Genomic DNA, 20,501 nt, shown 5'->3' with positions numbered 1-20,501 from the left:
AAAAAAGACTGAATCATTTGTAAAAGCTTCAGTCTTTTTTTATTTAATGATTTTTAAGTATTATTTGCCCCGAATAAGCTAAGGTGATGGGTTGCCGTAAAATATTTTTAAGTGGTGAAGGTTTAGCATTAAATAACCAACGGTTCAAAATGACAGCAATGCCAATTAAAACAGGTTCTTGTGATTTATTTGTAATTGTAAGTTCATTATAGAAGCCATTTGGTTGTTTGACGGGTTTGACTGTCATCAAACGCAATTGTTTGTGATAAGCGTAGTAAGTTCCAGATGTCAAACTGCCCCGAATAAACCAATTTAGCTCACGGACATATATGACATCTAATAAGGTGCCTAATGATACACCAATCGAACCAATCACTTCATCTTGAAATTTAATAGTAAAACGTGGTAAAAGGCCAAAGGAAATTTGTTCAAGTTCAACGATAAGATGTCCGAGGTTATTATATACATGAATAAACGCATCTTCACGGCCAAAACTACCCGTAACTAAGTACTCGGCTTTACCACTAGTATCACGGACAGTCGTCGCGGTTTGTGAACTACGACTGCTGACTTGTTTTAAATATAACTTGCGCATTCCATGCCCTCCTTTAAATGCCTATCCATATTTACTTATATTTTAGCATGTAAATTATCAGTATGGATAATTGGTATCTAAATAAATTGAGAACGGTTATAATAATACTGTGGCCAATTTAGTGTCATGCACTACAAAGAAATGGAAACATGAATTTAATGAAATCATTGCTACATAACGATTGGCAAACCATTTTAGCACCGAATTTTGCCACTGAAGAATTTAATAGCTTAGCAACTTTTTTACAAATTGAGCGAGAAAAATATAATATTTTTCCACCAAAAGCAGAAGTCTTTAATGCTTTTAATTTAACTGACTTTGAAAAAACCCGAGTTGTTATTTTGGGACAAGATCCATATCATGAACTACATCAAGCGCAAGGATTGAGTTTCTCAGTGGCACCAGGAATTAAAATTCCGCCAAGTTTACGTAATATTTATCAAGAATTAAGCACTGATTTAGGTATTCAACCAGTCGAACACGGTAATTTAACTACTTGGGGACAACAAGGTGTTTTACTATTAAATTCAGTTTTAACAGTGCGTGAAGGGCAATCAAATTCTCATCGCCACCATGGATGGGAAGAAATCACCGATGCTGCAATTAAAGCATTATCGGATAAACCGCAACCTGTTGTATTCATTTTATGGGGCAAACCTGCACAAATGAAACAAAAGCTAATTGATGAGTCACAAAACTTGGTGATTACAAGTCCTCATCCATCGCCACTTTCAGCTTATCGCGGTTTTTTTGGTTCTAAACCTTTTTCACAGACTAATGCGTATTTAATAGCGCATGGGCAACAACCTATTGATTGGCATTTGCCAGCATAAATGCAATAATTTATTTTTTGGAGGAAGTAATCTGATGGGATTATTTGAAGAATTAGCAGTTAAGATTCAAGGAGCAAACAAACGGATTGTATTTCCTGAGGGAGAAGATGCACGTATTCAAGAAGCAGCAATCCGGTTAGCACAAGAAAAATTGCTTAAGCCAATTTTACTTGGAGATGAACAAGCAATTGCATTAACTGCAAATGAAAACCAATTTGATTTAAATGGTATTCAAATTATTAATCCAAAAACTTATCCTAAGGATCAATTGCAAGCTATGATTAAAGCACTTGTAGAACGTCGCAACGGTAAGACTGATTTTGAAACTGCCGAAAAATGGCTTACTAATGTTAACTACTTCGGTACAATGATGGTGTACATGGGTTTAGCTGATGGAATGGTATCTGGTGCTAAACACCCTACCGGAGATACAGTGCGTCCAGCTTTGCAAATTGTTAAAACAGCTCCTGGTTCAACGCGGATTTCGGGAGCATTTATTATGCAAAAAGATACGCAACGCTATGTCTTTTCTGATGCAGCAATCAACATTGATATCGATGCACAGACAATGGCTGAAATTGCTATACAATCAGCTAATACTGCTAAGGTTTTTGGAATTGAACCTAAAGTAGCAATGCTGTCTTTTTCGACTAAGGGATCTGCCAAAGCAGACCAAGTTACTAAAGTGACTGAAGCAACAAAGATAGCTCAAAAAATGGATTCGACATTGGCAATTGATGGTGAATTACAATTTGATGCCGCCTTCGTTCCTAGTGTTGCAGCTGCAAAAGCACCAGAATCAAATGTTGCTGGTAATGCTAACGTCTTTATATTCCCTGATTTACAATCAGGAAATATTGGTTATAAAATTGCCCAACGATTAGGTGGCTTTGAAGCAATCGGACCCATTTTACAAGGACTTGCTAAACCAATTTCAGATTTATCACGTGGATGTAATACGGATGATGTTTATAAAGTTGCTTTAATTACAGCAGCCCAAGCATTATAAGGTACTATAATAGCAGGTGCTACCAATAATATATACTTAAGATACCCGTTGTGGTGTTTTACCCCTAAAGTTAGAAATAGCTTTAGGGGTATTTTTATTGAATTAGCATCTAAGAATTTTAGGTTATTTTATGTAATTAGTGATTTATTTAACAAACTTTAAATTGAAATTAAATTATATAAAATACATATATATTACGTTGTTTATGTCTATTTAAAGGTGTTTTATCATATTAAAAAAATAAAATCAAAGGACTTGCTAAATTTAAATAGCTCGTGTATCATAATCATTGTTCAAAGGTGCACAAAGTATTTACACAACTTTATACAACGAGGATTGAAAAATGATAGAAGCTATTAAAAAAGAATCTAAAAAAGTTCTAACTGATAAAGAAAAAGCACAATTAACATTACAGGCTGAAATTCTTACAACTGATTTAGTACGTAAAGCAGAAAAGGCACTTGTTGAATTTTCAAGCTTTTCTCAGGAACAAGTAGATAAAATTGTTGCCGCCATGGCTTTAGCGGGTAGTGAAAATTCATTATTATTAGCACATGAAGCTCATGATGAGACCGGCCGAGGGGTGGTTGAAGATAAGGATACCAAGAATCGTTTTGCATCAGAATTTGTTTTTAACGCGATTAAAAATGATAAAACAGTCGGCGTTATCAATGAGGATCCTGTAACTGGAAAAGTTGAAATTGCGGCTCCACTAGGGGTACTTGCAGGAATTGTGCCTACTACTAATCCGACTTCAACTACTATTTTTAAAGCAATGTTGAGTGCTAAAACAAGGAATGTAATAATTTTTGCATTTCATCCCCAAGCCCAAAAGTCATCTGTCCATGCTGCCAAAATTGTTTATGAAGCCGCAATAGCAGCTGGTGCACCAAAAAACTTTATTCAATGGATTGAAAAACCATCAAGTTATAACACATCAGCTTTAATACAAAGTCCTGGGATTGCCTCAATTTTGGCTACAGGTGGACCGGGGATGGTAAATGCGGCTTTACGTTCGGGTAATCCATCAATGGGAGTTGGTGCTGGTAATGGAGCAGTGTATGTTGATTACACCGCTAATATTGACCGTGCTGCTGAAGATTTACTTTTATCAAAGCGATTTGATAATGGAATGATTTGTGCAACTGAAAATTCAGTAATTATTGATCAAGGGATATATAAAGCATTTCTTAAAAAATTAGCTGAACAGGGAGCTTATTTATTACCGAAAGCAGATTATAAAAAATTAGCTGACTTTGTCTTTAATGAGAAGCATGGTGTTAATGGTCAAGTAGCTGGAATGAGTGGTCGATGGATTGCTCAGCAAGCAGGGATTGATTTACCAGCTGATAAAGATGTTATTTTAGTTGAATTAGATGAAAAGAATATCGGTGAAAAACTTTCTTCTGAAAAACTTTGCCCAATTCTTTCCGTTTACAAGTCAAAGGATCGTCAAAACGCGATTGCAATTGTGCGTGCCTTACTTAACTACCAAGGGGCAGGTCACAATGCCGCGATTCAAATTGGGGCTCAAGATGATCCATTTGTTAAAGAATATGCAGATGCGGTTGAAGCATCACGGATTTTGGTTAACCAACCGGATTCAATTGGTGGTGTTGGTGATATTTATACTGATGCATTACGCCCAAGTATGACACTTGGAACAGGAACATGGGGGAAAAACTCATTGTCACACAACTTGTCAACTTACGATCTTTTAAACATCAAAACAGTTGCTCGGCGGCGTAACCGGCCACAATGGATTCGCTTACCAAAAGACATTTACTATGAAAATAATTCAATTACTTATTTACAAGAATTAGCTAATGTAGATCGTGCTTTTATTGTGGCTGATCCAGGGATGGTTCAATTTGGATTTGTTGATAAAATTCTTGATCAGTTTGCACTCCGACAAAATCATGTAAAAACATCAATCTATGGTGCTGTAAAACCTGATCCGACAATTAATCAAGCTATTGAGATTGCTAAGCAAATGGCTGAGTTCCAACCAGATACAATTATTGCTATTGGTGGTGGGGCAGCACTTGATGCAGCCAAAATTGCTCGGTTGCTATATGAATATTCAGCAACGCATCCAGGAGCGTTAGATAATGGTCTTGTAATGGCTGATTTATTCCGTAAATTGAAACAAAAATTTATGGATATTCGCAAACGGATTGTTAAATTCGAGCATCAAAGTTTAACACAAATGGTTGCGATTCCAACAACATCTGGAACCGGTTCGGAAGTAACACCATTTGCTGTTATTACTGATGATGCTACGCATGTTAAATATCCATTAGCTGACTATGAATTAACACCACAAGTAGCGATTGTTGATCAATCATTTGTAATGACAGTCCCTAAACAGACTGTAGCCTATTCAGGTTTAGATTCTTTATCACATGCACTTGAATCTTATGTATCAGTAATGGCTTCTGATTTTACTCGTCCTTGGGCTTTACAAGCAATCAAATTGATTTTTGAAAACTTGACGGCTTCGTATAATTATGATCCAACACATCCAAATAAAGAAGGCCAAGCTGCTCGTACTAACATGCATACAGCTGCTACATTAGCGGGCATGTCATTTGCAAATGCATTCTTAGGGATTAACCACTCACTTGCGCACAAAACAGGTGGTGAATTTGACTTACCACATGGTTTAGCAATTGCGATTGCAATGCCACATGTTATTGCTTTTAATGCTGTTAGTGGTAATGTAAAACGGACACCTTTCCCACGTTATGAAACGTACACTGCGCAAAAAGATTATGCTGATATTGCACGTTACCTCGGTCTTAACGGTGAAAACGATAGTGATTTAGTAGCTGCATTACTTAAAGAAATTGCTAAATTAGTCAAAAGTGTCAATATCAATCCGACATTATCAGGTAACGGTATTGATAAGCAACATTTTGAAAGTACCTTGGATAAACTTGTTGACCTAGTCTATAACGATCAATGCACCCCAGGTAATCCACGACAACCATCACTGGATGAAATCAAACAATTATTACGGGACCAATTTTAGTAGTAATTTACTTATAAAACGTGTCCTGAAAGGCGGTTTATAGCATGGAATACAAAAATCCCGATTGAATTATTTAAATTCAGTCGGGATTTTCTAGTTTTATACCGTATCGATGATTCTTTTGTTATAAGTCATTTTAGTTTGCTTAATGATTTAATTGCAAAGAAATCCGTCCATTTTAGAAATGTTTAGCAACTATAGCTGCAAATTCAGTGATTATATCAGCATCGCTAGTACTAAAGCGATTAAGAGAAGGTGAATCAATATCTAAAATTGCAACGATCTTATTATTGACGATAATTGGAGCTACAATTTCTGACTCTGAAGCACTATCACAAGCGATATGGCCCGCAAATTCATGTACATTAGGAACTACTAAAACTTCTTTTTTGGCAAAGCTAGTACCAACAACCCCATTACCTGGTGTAATATGCATGCAGGCTACTTTCCCCTGAAAAGGTCCAAGTATTAAATCATTAGCAGCCTCGTCAAAGAGATAAAAGCCAGCCCAGTTAAGATCAGGGAGAGTTTGCATCAAAAGAGCAGCCGCATTTGATAAGTTGGCAATGGTATTTGTTTCACCCGTTAATAAAGCATCGAGTTGAGCGGGTAATAAAGTTAAATCATCCATGAATGTACCTCACTTCTTTTTAATAAGTTAAATGTATTGTACCAATTACTTAGCAAAACACAAGGCTTGAAAACATGATTGTAATATTTTTAGTTAAAACATAAAATTTATGATAGCTTTTTGGCATGAATTTCACTAAGATTATCTTTAAATTATAGTTAGTGAGGCACTAAGATGGTTACGACATATGCAGAGGCAATTGATTTTATCCATGGACGTATGGTGTGGAAAAAAACACCGACATTTGATCGGATGGATGCATTATTGGATGCGTTGGGCAATCCACAAAATACTATAAAGGGTATCCACATTACTGGTACTAATGGTAAAGGCTCAACAACTGCCTATTTAAGAGATATATTAATTAATAGTGGTTTATCAGTGGGAACCTATACATCACCTTTTATTACTAAATTCAATGAGCGAATTTCTGTTAATGGTGAAATGATTAGTGATACAGAGTTATTAGAGTTAGTACAACAAATTGAGCCATTCGTTATTGCAATGGATGCTAGCGAAAGTGAAGGTGGACCAACTGAATTTGAGGTGATTACCGCAATGATGTTTTTATATTTTGCAACACATCCAGTTGATATTGTAATTATTGAGGTGGGAATAGGTGGCTTATTTGATTCAACCAACGTTTTTACACCTATTTTAAGTATTATCACTTCAGTTGGTTACGACCATATGCATGTTTTGGGAAATAGTTTGACGGCGATTGCGCAACAAAAAGCAGCAATTATCAAACCACATGTCCCCGTCATTTATGGAGGCCATGCAGATGATGAAGCTGGTACGGTAATAAAAGCTACGGCTCATCAATTAAACGTACCATTTTGGTCATTTGACGACATGACTATTACCTTAGAGAAGGGCCAAAATATTTGGCATGAGGCATTTAATTGGACACTAAAAGATGATATTTTATCAATGATAAATTCTCGCCATCTAACTGATCTTGAAGTTAATATGTTAGGAAAATATCAAGTTGAAAATGCTAGTTTGGCAATACTGGCATTTTATTATCTAACAAGTATAGATTTTGTAACATTTAATGAAACAGTTCTATTTAATTCACTTAAAGGTACTCATTGGCCTGGTAGATTTGAAACTTTACAAATTAAACCTCGAATCGTAATTGATGGTGCACATAATGTTGCGGCAATCAATGGATTACAAGAGTTATTCAAGCGTAAATTTAATCAAGTAGATAAAATAACTGTTATTTTTGCTGCACTTGCTGATAAAGAATTTGCTAAAATGGCTAATGAGTTAGCCCAAATTCCCAATGTTGAGTTAATCGCGACTGAATTTATTGGTCCGGGTAAACGAACGGTAGTTAATGAAGATGAAGTGGCTATTCAAGTCAATCAGCCAATTAAAACTGCCTCTAATTGGCAGGATGCATTGAAAATAGCTGCGAAAACAACTACTGAAAATGGGTTTATTTTGTTAACTGGGTCACTTTATTTTGTTAGTGAAGTTCGTGCTTATTTTGCCGAAAAAAATAAATATTTTGGTTAATTATCATGTGAGAGCGTACTTTATTTGTATCACGTAAAGGGAGAATTAATATGCAAATAAATAACATCTCTACAAGTCAGTTACAAGATCATGAATTATTACAATGGTATTTTAAGTCATACCAACTAACAGCGACTAAGCAAAATTATGAAATTAAAGTTTTTTTTGATAATTTCATTAGCTTAGAGGGCTTCAAACATGCGTCACTTGATTGCATTAAGGACTATGTTAATGGTGATGTCCAAGTGCGCCAAGGATTATTAGCGGCAATTGAGTTTGGTCAACGCGTTGCCCGGGCAATGCCTAAAATTCAAGGGCGGGTTTTAGGTAGCCAAAGCTTCGGTAATGAACTAGTGACTTCAATGCGTGGCCTTGAACAAGAACAATTGTGGTTGTATTCATTAGATACTCGGCATCAAATAGTAGCAACTGATGTAATTCACATCGGTTCATTAAGAACTTGCCCATTCCATATTCGAGACGTACTTAGACGTGCTTTGAAATACAATGCACAAAGTATCATATTGGCACATAATCATCCAAGTGGTCAGGCAGAACCATCTGAAAATGATCTACGATTATCAAAGGAAATAGCCAAGGCGGCAGATTTATTTGAAATAGCTGTTCTTGATTCATTTATCGTTGGTGCTGATGATTATACGAGCTTACGTGAAGAAGGAGCTTTTTCGGTATTTGATGAGTTAAAAGAGCTTGAAACAAATATGAAGATGAAATAAATTATATTTATATGGTAGAATATACCTATATGAGAAACGGAGGAGTATTCCATGGGAATTATTATCGCGATTATTGTAATTGTTATCTTAGTATTTATGTGGATTTCAATTTACAATGGATTAGTGCGTTCACGAATGAACACACAAGAAACCTGGAGTCAAATCGATGTTCAATTAAAGCGTCGGAATGATTTGATTCCAAACTTAGTAGAAACTGTTAAAGGTTATGCCAACTTTGAACAAGGTACTTTAGAAAAAGTAATCGGTTTACGTAACCAGATTGCTCAAACACCATCTGAAAATCATGCTGAAACAATGGCTTTATCAGATCAAATGACATCATCATTAAAAGGTATTTTTGCAGTTGCTGAAGCATATCCAGATTTAAAAGCTAACGTTCAATATAGCCAATTAATGGAAGAACTTTCAAATACCGAAAATAAGATTGCTTACTCACGTCAATTATTTAACTCAAGTACTGCAGCTTATAATGGTAAATTACAAACATTTCCAACTAATATGATTGCTAAGGTACATCATTTTGAACCAAGTCAATTCTTGGAAACACCAGAAGAAGAAAAAGCTGCTCCTAAAGTTTCATTTGGACCAGATGGTAAGTAATAGCGAGGCAAAGCATGTTATTTGAACAAATTGCTCAAAATAAACGGCGAACGATTTATCTATTAAGCGGCTTTATGTTCCTAGTAGTCCTTGTAGGGGCAGCTATTGGTTATATGTTTTTCCGTTCAGCGATGATTGGGGCTATTTTAGCGCTAATTGCTGGAGGAATATATGCTTGGATGATGATTGAACAGTCAACTGAGATTGTGATGAGCATGAATAATGCCCAAGAAATCACTGCAAAAGATCAGGCACCGCAATTATGGAATATTGTTGAGGATATGGCTATGGTTGCACAGGTACCAATGCCACGAGTATTTATTATCGATGATCCAAGTCCAAATGCTTTTGCAACGGGAAGTGACCCTAAACACGCTGCTGTTGCAGCCACAAGTGGTATTTTGGAACGGTTAACACGTGATGAATTAGAAGGGGTTATGGCCCACGAAATGGCTCACGTACGTAATTACGATATTCGTATTTCAACAATTGCGATTGCATTAACCGCAATCATTTCAATATTAGCTAACTTTGGAAGTAACTTTATGTTCTTTGGTGGGGCCCGTGAAAACGATGATGAACGTGAAAATAACGGTACTATGCAAATCTTTGGTATTGTATTTTCAATTTTATTAATCATTTTTGGTCCAATTGCGGCAACCATTGTCCAAATGGCAATTTCACGGAATCGTGAGTATTTGGCTGATGCAACCGCTGTTCAGTTAACACGTAATCCACAAGGACTTATTAACGCATTGAAAAAGATTGCGATGTCTGAGCCAATGGAAAGTGCTGATCCAAGTTCCGCCGCACTTTATATTGAAAATCCACTCAAAGGTAAATCAGCCGCAAATTTATTTTCAACGCACCCTGCAACTGAAGATCGGATTGCCCGGCTTGAACACATGTAATTAAATAGAGTTCGGTTAGTTTTAACAGAAAACAAAAATCGTCGGAAATTTAGTTTCCGACGATTTTTGTTTTATTAAAAGAATTCCGGTGTGACATTGGCTAATTTACTGTGCCAATCGACCGTCGGGTACTTACGAATTAAGGCTAATTCGAGCATCCGGAGAGCTAAGTTACCATTGCGAGTTAAAATTGGGCCGTGGAAATAGGTTCCAAAAACATTGCGATAAATGACTCCTTCACTACCATCCACGCCATTATTACCATTGCCGACGACAACTTGGCCTAAAGGACGTTCTTGCTCACTTAGATAAGTACGGCCTTGGTGGTTTTCAAACCCGTGATATTCTTCACCAGTTTCACTATTTTTGATGGTGACATTACCAATAAAGCGACTCGTTGCTTGATTTTCGGTGTAAATATTCATCGCACCAATCCCTTCAACGCGGGTATCATCAGCCATGATAAAGTAGTTACCGAGTAATTGATAACCGCCACAAACGGCGATGATTGGTCCATCATTTTCGATAAAACGGGTTACTTCATTACCGATTCGTTGTAAATCAGGAGCAACAATTGATTGTTCATAATCCTGACCACCCCCAAAAAGGGCAAAATCAAAGTTATCGGCATTAAAATCATCCCCGAGCGAAACTAATTGATCAGTGACGTCTACGCCAATTTGTTGGGCATAGTAACGTAAGGCAATAATATTACCGTAGTCACCATACGTATTCATCAAGTCACCATATAAATGGGCGACGCGTAAATTATATTGTTGTTCAGTCATTATTCTGTTACCCGTCCTTTAATGTATCCTTGTTCTAGCAAATGAGCTCGTAATTGTAACATTGCCGTATAAGTTGCCATAACATAAACCTTTTCAGTTGGTACAGCTTTAATAGCTTTGATAGCGTCATTTAAATCAGGATAGACTGCTTGTTTAGTAAACCCAGCCATCTTTAAACGTACGTTAAAGTCTTTGTAACGTTCACCACCAGTAATCACATTTTTAATGTTAGTTTGGTGAAGTTTTTCAAAGTTGGCGTCCCAAATCCATGAAGTGTCAATTCCATCAGCATAATTAGCATTAAGTAGGGCCATTAATGAATAATCATCTGTTTCAGTGGCAATCATATCAATAATTTGATTAGCACCAACCGGATTTTTAACTAAAACAATCGTGACGTCCTTACCATCAACGTTAATTGATTCTTGGCGTCCAAAAATTTGTGCATTTGATTCAAAAGCATGATGAATTTTTTCTGGAGTGACATCAAAGAAACGACCAACCGCATAGGCCGTTAAAGCATTGTAAATATTATATAAGCCACCAACTTCAATTTGGAATGTTGAACCATCAATATCAAAGTTAGAGAACTTGGGATGTAATTGATTGATTTTAGTAACTGCATAAGCTAGTTTTGGCCGTTTGAAATCATCTGTCACTGAGAAGTAATCACCTAGGTTAGCATATGTAATTGAATGATAGTGTAAAATTGAATTGTCAGTTGGTGATAGTACGCCATCGGTATTAGCTGGTGCTTTAAAATCGGCACTTTGATCAACATGATTAAAACCATAGAAAAGCTTCTTATTTGGTAGGTCATCACGACTAAAAATTGGTGAATCTCCATTAGCAATAATCGTGGCATCGGGTGCTAATTTAATTCCATCAACAATCTTTTGATACGTACTGTAAATTTCACCGTAGCGATCTAATTGATCACGGAAAATATTTGTTAAAACAAATACTTTTGGTTTGATGTATTTGGTAATTAAAACTACATTTGCTTCATCAACTTCAAGGACAGCTAACGGACGTTGATTTTTAGTGGTTTTAGCTGTTAATAATGTACCAGTAATCCCTTGAATCATATTTGAACCAGATGGGTTAGTAATGATATCAGGATATTTTTCACGCAATACGCGGGTAATCAAAGCGGTGGTCAAAGTCTTGCCATTGGTACCAGTTACCAAGACGACATCGAAGTCTTGAGCGAGGCTTTTTAAAATATCGGGATCGATGTTAGTAGCAATTTTTCCTGGTAATGAAGTACCACCACGATGTAATACATCATGAAGTAACCAATATGTTGATTTACCAACGAGACTTGCAAATGAGCTGCGAATTGTCATGTTTTGACTCCTTTAGATTTCCATATATGGCTATCATTATACATGTTTAAAATTATTGATGATACCCAGAGATGTACGTTTTGTAAAAAAATCAAAATTTTTAATGTGCTTTTCGTTACCTTTCGGCCTAATTTCCGCTATAATGGTAAATAGTATTGTATTAAATTTGAACGAGATAATTTATTATTTGAAAGGGACTAACGATGGCACAATTATTTTTCCGTTATGGAGCAATGAATAGTGGTAAAACAATCGAGATTTTAAAGGTTGCTCATAATTATGAAGAGCAAGGTAAAGCTGTTATTATTTTGACAAGTGGGTTAGATAATCGCTATGGTGAAGGATTAGTTGCTTCACGAATCGGGATGTCGCGCCCGGCACATCCAATTTTTGCTGATACTGATGTCTTTGCCTTGATTAATGAGTTAAATAAAGATGCATATGCCGTCTTAGTTGATGAAGCTCAGTTTTTGACCCGTGAAAATGTGTTACAGCTTACACGAGTCGTTGATGAGTTAAACATCCCAGTCTTAGCATTTGGTCTAAAAAATGACTTTCAGAATCATCTTTTTGAAGGCTCAGAAGCATTATTAATTTTTGCTGATAAAATTGAAGAAATTAAAACAATTTGTTGGTTCTGTGGCCGGAAAGCAAGTATGAATTTACGGGTTACTGACGGTAAACCAGTTTATGAAGGTGAACAAGTGCAAATTGGGGGTAATGAAAGTTACTATCCGGTATGTCGTGAACATTATTTTCACCCATTACTTGATACAATAGCAATTGAGGAATAGTTAATTTAGATTTTAACTACATAAAATAAACAGATGAACTATATAGGAGACCAATTTAATGGATGAGATTTTTCAAAAATTACAATCAGTAGCTGATCGATATGATGAAGTTGCTGAAATGCTTAGTGATCCAGCGGTGATTGCTGACACTAATCGTTTTATGGAACTTTCAAAAGAAGAAGGTTCATTGCGTGAAACAAATGAAGTGTACAAGCACTACAAGACTGTTGTTGAAACAATTGCTGATGATGAAGAGATGTTATCAGAAGGCCTTGATGCTGAATTAGCCGAAATGACTAAGGAAGAATTAAGTGAATTAAAGACTGAAAAAAATCAACTTGAAGAACAACTTAAAATCTTGCTTTTACCAAAAGATCCTAATGATGATAAAAACATTATTATGGAAATTCATGGAGCTGCTGGTGGGGATGAAGCATCACTATTTGCGGGTGATTTATTAAACATGTATATGCGCTATGCTGAAAGTCAAGGTTGGAAAAATGAAATTATCGATGAAACAATGACTGAAGTTGGTGGTTACAAATTGGTCGTAGTTATGATTTCAGGAACTAACGTTTATTCTAAGTTGAAATATGAAAGTGGGGCACACCGTGTGCAACGGGTACCCGCAACTGAATCAGCTGGACGAGTTCACACTTCAACAGCCACAGTTGGGGTGATGCCTGAATTTGAAGATGTTGAAATTGAAATTGAAGATAAAGATTTACGTGTTGATGTATTCCGTGCTTCAGGGGCTGGTGGACAACACATTAACAAGACAAGTTCTGCTGTGCGGATGACTCACTTACCGACTGGAATTGTTGTTTCTATGCAAGATCAACGTTCGCAACAACAAAATCGTGCCAAAGCCTTACAAATTATGAAGGCACGGGTTTATGATTATTTTGCGCAACAAAATGAATCAGCATATGCTGAAGAACGTAAATCAGCGGTTGGTACAGGGGATCGTTCAGAACGTATTCGAACTTATAACTACCCACAAAACCGGGTAACTGATCACCGGATTGGTTTAACATTGAACAAACTAGATCGAATTGTTAACGGTGAACTTGGTGATGTAATTGATGCGTTAGTAATTGCTGATCAAACAGCCAAGATGGAAGCGTTAAAAAATAATGCCTAATACTTATTTTGAAGCCCGTCAATGGGCTTTTTCTTATCTCGATGAAGCAGATGTCAATTTAGTTTTAATGATTCAAAATAAATGGACATATTCACAATTAATTTTACATTTACGAGACGAAATAGTTGACTTTGCTAACTTTAAAGCCGCTATATTACGGATTAATGCTGGCGAACCAGTCCAATATGTACTTGGTGAAGCTCATTTTTTCGGGCGTGATTTTATGGTCGATGAACGTGTTTTGATTCCTCGACTTGAGACAGAGGAATTGATTGAATTGATTTTAAACGATAATCCAATTACAAGCCAAAAAGTCCTAGATATTGGTACAGGCTCAGGAGCTATAGCAATAACTTTAAAAAGTGAGCGACCAAAATGGCAAATTACAGCAAGTGATATTTCATTGGATGCGCTAACAGTTGCGCAACAAAATGCAGATAAGCATCAAATTGATATCAATTTTATAGCTAGTGATATATTCACCAATATCAATGAGCGATATGATATTATTGTCTCAAATCCGCCCTACATTGCGGCCACAGAAATGGATATCATGGATCAAAATGTTATTGATTATGAACCACATTTAGCGTTGTTTGCAGACAATGATGGCTTAGCGATTTATCAGGCCATTGCTCGACAACTAACTGATTATCTAAAACCTAATGGACATGCATATTTTGAAATTGGGTTACATCAAGGGCCTGCGGTTGCTGAATTAATGAAAGGTGGCTTACCACATGCTCAAGTTGATGTAATTAAAGATTTAAGTAACCATGATCGTATGATTAGGGTATTTAAGAAACAAGAGAAGGAGTAATAATTTTGGAAACCAAAATGTTTAAAACCGCTACAACTGACTTAGCTGCGGCGGCAGAATTAATTAAAAAAGGACAAGTCGTAGCATTTCCAACTGAAACAGTTTACGGGCTTGGTGCCGATGCTACAAAAGAGAGTGCTGTCAAAAAAGTATTTGCGGCTAAAAATCGTCCCTCAGATAATCCTTTAATTGTCACGGTTGCAAATGTAGAAATGGTTAAACGCTTTGTATCTGAAATTCCGGTAATTGCTCAAAAATTAATTGCCAACTTTTGGCCCGGGTCATTGACTATTATTATGCGTTATGATGAAGGAGCTTTATCTCCTGTTGTTACAGGTGGCTTACCAACAGTTGCATTTCGTTTACCAGCAAGTGATGTAACACGCGAGTTCATTGCATTAGCGGATACACCAATTGTTGGTCCAAGCGCGAATACTTCTGGTAAACCATCACCAACGACGGCTCAACATGTTTGGCACGATTTGCAAGGTAAGATTGCTGGAATTATTGATGACGGAGCCGCTAGGGTTGGAGTTGAGTCGACGGTGATTGATATTACAACTGCTACTCCAACTATTTTACGACCAGGGGCGGTTACACAAGAAGCTTTAGAAGCGGTTATTGGTGAAGTTAATTCTGAACATCGAAAAGTTGGCATTGATGAGACCCCAAAAGCTCCTGGGATGAAGTATCGTCATTATGCACCAGATGTACCAGTATACATGGTACAATCTGACAAATGGGAAGCAGCGATAATCTGGGCTCAACAACAACTTGAACCGGTTGGAATAATGGCCCCAGATGCCGTTATTGAAGCTAATCATTTAGCTGGAATGGATTTTGTCTGGTCATTAGGTAATGATGTGACAACTGCAAGTGCTAAGTTATTTGCAGGATTACGTTATTTCGATGATCGTGACAACATTGAAACGATTTTGGTTCACCGCTTTGCAGATCAAGGTGTTGGCCGCGCATATAATAATCGTCTTGGTAAAGCAGCCAGTGATCAATATTTTGATGTAGACATGTAAATTTGCTAAATAAAATGTACTATAAAATATGAAATGCTAAAAAGGTTGAATTTCTAAAAAATTCAGCCTTTTTTAGTTTTATCTTAATGAAAGTGAAATAATTTGGCCTAGGCTCCGCTATTAGTAACCTACAAAATCTAACAATAGATAATATATGTTAGTCTCATTTGTAGAATTTAAGCCCTACCTCTGATAGCTTACTTAGATTATTGATAATAAGAAAAAAATAATAAACATTGGCTAATTATTAGTTAATTTTAGTTTAAACAACGACTACAGTTTGCTATACTTAACATTGATAAAATAAATAGTGAGGTACATACAATGGGGAAGCTTGAAGTTTTGGATCATCCTTTGATTCAACATAAAATGTCAATTGTTCGCGATAAAACTGTTGGAACTAAAGTGTTCCGTGAAATGGTAAATGAAATTGCGATGTTAATGGCATATGACGTAACTCGTGACATGCCATTAGAGGATGTAGAAATTGAAACACCAATCACAACAACGGTAAAGAAACGTTTAGCAGGTAAGAAATTAGCCGTCGTTCCAATTTTACGGGCAGGTCTTGGAATGGTTGATGGAGTTGTAAGTATGATTCCAGCAGCACGGATTGGGCACATTGGTATGTACCGTGATGAAGAAACGTTACAACCAGTTGAATATTTTGTGAAGTTACCAGAAGATATCGATCAACGCGAAGTTCTAATTGTTGACCCTATGTTGGCGACAGGTGGTTCTGCCAACATGGCTATTGAGGCACTCAAGAAACGTGGAGCTAAAATTATTAAATTAGTTGTGCTAGTATCAGCACCTGAAGGGGTTAAAGCTGTTCAAGATGAGCATCCTGATGTTGATATTTATACCGCAGCACTTGATGAAGGCCTAAACGAGCACGGCTATATTGTCCCAGGTCTTGGTGATGCTGGTGATCGCTTATTTGGAACTAAATAGTACTGAAGAGTTATGAAGAACTAGAATAAGTCTAGTTGAAAGATTCTATCAAAAAAGCCGCATTAACCAAAGTATGAGGATTGATCTCATGCTTTGGTTAACGCGGCTTTTAATATGCTAAGACAGCATATATTTAATTTATGTTTGTTAACTTTTATTTTTTGATTTTAACTTTTGAATTAATGAGTTGGGCTTGTTTGAAATATTTAGTCATAACATGACTAAATGTGCCCCAATAATAAAAGCATAATGAACCTGCAATTATAATAATAAAATCAAATGGGTAATGGATCCAGTCTTGGCCGTTAAATTCTTTTGAACCAATGAATGATATAAACGATATAAAGATTAAATAGCCAATCATCCATAAACTACCAGCGAAATCCTTTTTGGTTTTTTTGAAACCTGTCCGCCACTCGTAATAAAAATAAAGCGGTATACCTAATAAAATAACACAAATGACTTCGATAGTAGTTGGCCACATAGCCCAATAAGTTGCTAATGAAGCAAGTATAAACGAAAGTGGAGCCATAACCTTTAATATTCTACCACGAAATGGACGGGTAAATTCAGGTGCCATTTTACGTAAAGACATTACGGTAACAGGACCGGTTAAATAGGCAATCAATGTCGATGTTGATATAACACTAGCTAAGGTACCCCAAGAACGGAAAATAGAAACCATAATCATACTTAAACCAGCATTAACAAGCATTGCAACTCGGGGAGTTTTATATTTTTCGTTAATATGGCCTAAAAATTTTGGGATATGATTATTGGTAACCATTGCAGCTAATGTCCGACTAGATGAAGCCACAAATGAAACACCAGTACCAAAAGGTGAGACAAAGGCATCCATGTATAGCAATACAGAAAGCCAGTGTATCCCAAGTAGCATCGCAAGATCAGCAAATGGTGAAGAGAAATTAATGCCATGCCAACCATGTGCGGCAATCATCTTAGGATCTAAAGATGTAATAAAAGTACTTTGTAACAAGACATAAATAATCCCACTGATTAACAATGAATAGGTTATTCCTCGAGCAATATTACGCTTAGGATCTTTAATTTCGCTCCCCATATTAATAACAGTTTGGAAGGCATTAAATGAAAAAATGATTCCAGAGACCGTTGTTGCAGCAAATATAGGGGCCGTACCATAAGGCATGAACTCATGTAAATTAGATCCATAATTGTTAATATGAAAACCTGAAAGCATTAGCATTATTATTGTAAGAAGGGGTACACCAATTTTAAATATCGAAATTAAACTAGTAAAGTTAGTCAATAATTCAACTGACCAATAGTTTAATAACGTAAATACAATAATGAATAGGAAAACAACCATTAAACCTGCAGAAGTAATACTGCCGTTTGAAATGAAATTGTTGGTCCAATTTGCCCATGCCCAAGGCCACGAACTCATATATTGAACGGCCGCCACTGATTCGATTGGAATTAATGTGATTAATGAAATCCAATTTGCCCACGATGCAATAAATCCTAAAAGAGAACCGTGCGTATATTGGGCATATTTACTCATTCCACCTGATTGTGGAAACATTGTTCCAAGCTCAATGTAATTATAAGCAATTGAACCTATAATGATACCGCCAATAACCCAGGAAATAATCGCCGCAGGTCCGGCTAATTGGGCAGCTTCCCAAGCACCAAACAACCATCCCGAACCAATAAGGGATCCTAGGCCTAACATAGTTAATTGAAACAGGCCAATTTTTTTGGCCCCGGTTTTATTCTTCATGTTACCTCCTTTGTACATGCATGGTAATTACCATAGATAACTATCATACTAAAAAAGAATACAAAAATCTAATATATATTATAAAAACGTTAATTTAATTAGAATTTACTTTAATTAATTAAATAAAACATAAATCTTGGTAATTTTTATATAATAAATTTGCAATTTTATATAAAGTTGTGTTATATAAGATGTCTGAGTTGTGATAAACATAAATCATATTCCATTGGTGACGGATTACTAACATTATTGGCGAATATAGACTCAGTTTTGGTTTTAAAATAATTATTAATAGCTATTAAAAAATCTTTATTGCTTTTTAGAACTATATTTAGTATTATATTTATTAATAATTTTATTATCCTTTAACATTGTCCTGTGAGACACAGAAGGTACGTTTATATCTGATTAATAGCAATTATTTGATTAGCATACTACGACTGTGTTCCGGTACGAAACTGGGATGCAGTCTTTTTTATTTTTTGGAGGAATAGAGAATGGAACAAATGGAGCGCAATGTCGTCTTAGATATTAGTGATCGTCCTAAATTGGGGATGTGGTTAGGATTATCATTACAACATATGTTTTCAATGTTTGGGTCAACAGTGTTGGTACCTTTACTAGTTGGTTTGAACCCAGGGGTTGCCCTATTTAGTTCAGGAGTGGGAACATTATTATACATTTTAATTACTAAGGCTAAGATTCCTGCATATATGGGTTCTAGTTTCGCCTTTATCACTCCCATGTTGGCTTTAATGCATGGTGCCGGCTATCCAGCGATTGCACAAGGGATTTGGTCAGTCGGAGCAGTATATCTAATTGTCGCATTATTAGTAACTATTATTGGTTCAGAATGGATAAACAAAATTTTACCACCTGTAGTAGTTGGACCAATTGTTATGGTTATTGGTTTATCATTGGCTGGATCGGCTGCAACGAATGCAACAATGCGACACATTAGTGCTACTAAAAGTGTTTATGACATTCGAGTATTTATTGTAGCGATTGCTACTTTATTAATTACGATTGCATATAATATGTTTTTACGTAAATTTCTTGGTCTAATTCCAATTCTATTGGGAATAGTAACAGGATATGTTTTAGCTTGTTTTGCCGGTTTAGTTGATTTTGCTCCGGTAATGGCTGCACATTGGTTTGCTTTACCAGCTTTTGATATTCCATTTGTAAATTACAAACCAACCTTCCAATTAGGTGCAATTTTAGCGATGGCACCACTAGCATTAGTTACAATGACGGAACACATGGGCCACATCATGGTGCTTAACAAGTTAACCAATCGTAACTTCTTTCAAGATCCAGGGCTTAAAAGAACTTTAGCTGGTGACGGAACAGCATCGATTGTTGCAGGAATCTTTGGTGGACCTGCCGTAACTTCATATGGTGAAAATATTGGCGTTCTAGCTATTACACGTGTTCATTCAGTTTGGGTCCTTGGCGGAGCAGCAACGTTTGCAATTTTATTTGCCTTTGTTGGTAAATTATCAGCATTAATTCAATCAATTCCTGGGGCAGTAATTGGTGGAATTAGTTTCCTACTTTTCGGAGTGATTGCTTCATCTGGTCTACGTATCATTGTTGACAATAAGATTGATTTTAATATTAAGCGTAACTTGATGATTGCTTCAACAATCTTAGTTATTGGAATCGGTAATGCATACTTACAGCTTGGACAAACGCAATTCTCAGGTTTGGCAGTTGCGACAGTACTCGGAATTGTACTTAACTTAATTCTTCCTAAGCAAGCAGCATCAGAAAAAGAATAATTATTAAGTTTAGAAAAATTTAAACTTTGACACACTATTTTTTATTGAAAAATAGTGTGTTTTTTTTCAGAAAATATATAAATTGAAGTAGTGTAAAAGAATCAGTAAAGGATGGATGGTAACTTAATCACAAAGTTTAGTTGTTTAAAATTCAAAAATGTGATAATGCTAAAAATA

The 20,501-nt window shown here is 36.1% G+C and carries 18 protein-coding genes; 13 read left to right on the top strand and 5 right to left on the bottom strand.

Annotated elements, in window-relative coordinates; genetic code table 11:
- Window positions 1-43: 43 nt before the first annotated feature.
- Window positions 44-595 (bottom strand): LURP-one-related/scramblase family protein, encoded by a 552-nt coding sequence (locus tag HF964_RS07135; RefSeq protein ID WP_168722357.1) that lies wholly within the window; start codon window positions 593-595, stop codon window positions 44-46.
- A 158-nt stretch (window positions 596-753) separates the two neighbouring features.
- On the opposite strand from HF964_RS07135, the gene HF964_RS07130 reads away from it, so the two are divergent.
- The 3 genes from HF964_RS07130 (at window position 754) to adhE (ending at window position 5,471) form a co-directional block, all read left to right on the top strand.
- Window positions 754-1,428 carry a uracil-DNA glycosylase gene (locus tag HF964_RS07130; protein WP_168722378.1) on the top strand — a complete coding sequence of 225 codons (675 nt, stop codon included), beginning with the start codon at window positions 754-756 and terminating at the stop codon, window positions 1,426-1,428.
- A 34-nt stretch (window positions 1,429-1,462) separates the two neighbouring features.
- On the top strand, window positions 1,463-2,437 hold the full coding sequence (gene pta / locus HF964_RS07125; protein WP_168722356.1) for a phosphate acetyltransferase: 975 nt from the start codon (window positions 1,463-1,465) through the stop codon (window positions 2,435-2,437).
- Between the two features lie 343 nt (window positions 2,438-2,780).
- Window positions 2,781-5,471: a bifunctional acetaldehyde-CoA/alcohol dehydrogenase gene (gene adhE / locus HF964_RS07120; protein ID WP_168722355.1), complete on the top strand. Its 2,691-nt coding sequence runs from the start codon at window positions 2,781-2,783 to the stop codon at window positions 5,469-5,471.
- A 178-nt stretch (window positions 5,472-5,649) separates the two neighbouring features.
- Here adhE and HF964_RS07115 read toward each other — a convergent pair whose 3' ends face one another.
- Window positions 5,650-6,102, bottom strand: a complete 453-nt coding sequence (locus HF964_RS07115; RefSeq protein ID WP_168722354.1) for a GAF domain-containing protein — start codon at window positions 6,100-6,102, stop codon at window positions 5,650-5,652.
- A gap of 174 nt (window positions 6,103-6,276) precedes the next feature.
- Here HF964_RS07115 and HF964_RS07110 point away from each other — a divergent pair, with 174 nt between their 5' ends.
- From HF964_RS07110 to htpX, 4 genes are read left to right on the top strand one after another with little or no spacing between them, the layout of a single operon-like run.
- Window positions 6,277-7,629 (top strand): bifunctional folylpolyglutamate synthase/dihydrofolate synthase, encoded by a 1,353-nt coding sequence (locus tag HF964_RS07110; RefSeq protein WP_168722353.1) that lies wholly within the window; start codon window positions 6,277-6,279, stop codon window positions 7,627-7,629.
- A gap of 50 nt (window positions 7,630-7,679) precedes the next feature.
- A complete protein-coding gene (locus tag HF964_RS07105) occupies window positions 7,680-8,366 on the top strand; it encodes a JAB domain-containing protein (RefSeq protein ID WP_168722352.1) in 687 nt (228 codons plus the stop codon).
- A 51-nt stretch (window positions 8,367-8,417) separates the two neighbouring features.
- Window positions 8,418-8,987 carry a LemA family protein gene (locus tag HF964_RS07100; protein ID WP_168722351.1) on the top strand — a complete coding sequence of 190 codons (570 nt, stop codon included), beginning with the start codon at window positions 8,418-8,420 and terminating at the stop codon, window positions 8,985-8,987.
- Window positions 8,988-9,001: 14 nt separating this feature from the next.
- Window positions 9,002-9,898 carry a zinc metalloprotease HtpX gene (gene htpX, locus HF964_RS07095; protein WP_168722350.1) on the top strand — a complete coding sequence of 299 codons (897 nt, stop codon included), beginning with the start codon at window positions 9,002-9,004 and terminating at the stop codon, window positions 9,896-9,898.
- Window positions 9,899-9,972: 74 nt separating this feature from the next.
- Here htpX and HF964_RS07090 read toward each other — a convergent pair whose 3' ends face one another.
- Both HF964_RS07090 and HF964_RS07085 read right to left on the bottom strand, forming a co-directional pair.
- A complete protein-coding gene (locus HF964_RS07090) occupies window positions 9,973-10,686 on the bottom strand; it encodes a type 1 glutamine amidotransferase (protein ID WP_168722349.1) in 714 nt (237 codons plus the stop codon).
- Complete coding sequence (locus HF964_RS07085) at window positions 10,686-12,035, bottom strand: Mur ligase family protein (RefSeq protein ID WP_168722348.1); 1,350 nt, start codon at window positions 12,033-12,035, stop codon at window positions 10,686-10,688. The genes HF964_RS07090 and HF964_RS07085 overlap by 1 nt, the downstream gene beginning before the upstream one ends.
- A 203-nt stretch (window positions 12,036-12,238) precedes the next feature.
- Between HF964_RS07085 and HF964_RS07080 the strand changes: the two genes are divergently transcribed.
- The 5 genes from HF964_RS07080 to upp all read left to right on the top strand — a co-directional run bounded on the left by HF964_RS07080 (window position 12,239) and on the right by upp (window position 16,778).
- Complete coding sequence (locus tag HF964_RS07080; protein WP_168722347.1) at window positions 12,239-12,829, top strand: thymidine kinase; 591 nt, start codon at window positions 12,239-12,241, stop codon at window positions 12,827-12,829.
- A 58-nt stretch (window positions 12,830-12,887) separates the two neighbouring features.
- The gene (gene prfA / locus HF964_RS07075) at window positions 12,888-13,973 is read left to right on the top strand and encodes a peptide chain release factor 1 (RefSeq protein ID WP_168722346.1); all 1,086 of its coding nucleotides are present in this window, start codon (window positions 12,888-12,890) and stop codon (window positions 13,971-13,973) included.
- Window positions 13,966-14,793, top strand: a complete 828-nt coding sequence (prmC, locus tag HF964_RS07070) for a peptide chain release factor N(5)-glutamine methyltransferase (RefSeq protein ID WP_168722345.1) — start codon at window positions 13,966-13,968, stop codon at window positions 14,791-14,793. Before prfA ends, prmC begins: the two co-directional genes overlap by 8 nt.
- A gap of 5 nt (window positions 14,794-14,798) precedes the next feature.
- Entirely contained in the window at window positions 14,799-15,824 is a 1,026-nt protein-coding gene (locus HF964_RS07065) for an L-threonylcarbamoyladenylate synthase (protein WP_210727012.1), read from the top strand.
- 324 nt (window positions 15,825-16,148) lie between these two features.
- A complete protein-coding gene (gene upp, locus HF964_RS07060) occupies window positions 16,149-16,778 on the top strand; it encodes a uracil phosphoribosyltransferase (RefSeq protein WP_168722344.1) in 630 nt (209 codons plus the stop codon).
- A 154-nt stretch (window positions 16,779-16,932) separates the two neighbouring features.
- Here the strand turns inward: upp and HF964_RS07055 are convergent, their stop codons facing one another.
- On the bottom strand, window positions 16,933-18,540 hold the full coding sequence (locus HF964_RS07055) for an APC family permease (protein ID WP_168722343.1): 1,608 nt from the start codon (window positions 18,538-18,540) through the stop codon (window positions 16,933-16,935).
- 497 nt (window positions 18,541-19,037) lie between these two features.
- Here HF964_RS07055 and HF964_RS07050 point away from each other — a divergent pair, with 497 nt between their 5' ends.
- Window positions 19,038-20,324, top strand: a complete 1,287-nt coding sequence (locus HF964_RS07050) for a solute carrier family 23 protein (protein ID WP_338091092.1) — start codon at window positions 19,038-19,040, stop codon at window positions 20,322-20,324.
- Window positions 20,325-20,501: the final 177 nt, after the last annotated feature.

The organism is Periweissella fabalis (assembly GCF_012396505.1).
Taxonomy (GTDB): Bacteria; Bacillota; Bacilli; order Lactobacillales; family Lactobacillaceae; genus Periweissella; species Periweissella fabalis.
Note: the sequence above shows the minus strand (reverse complement) of the source record. Positions and strands in the feature narration are given on the sequence as shown.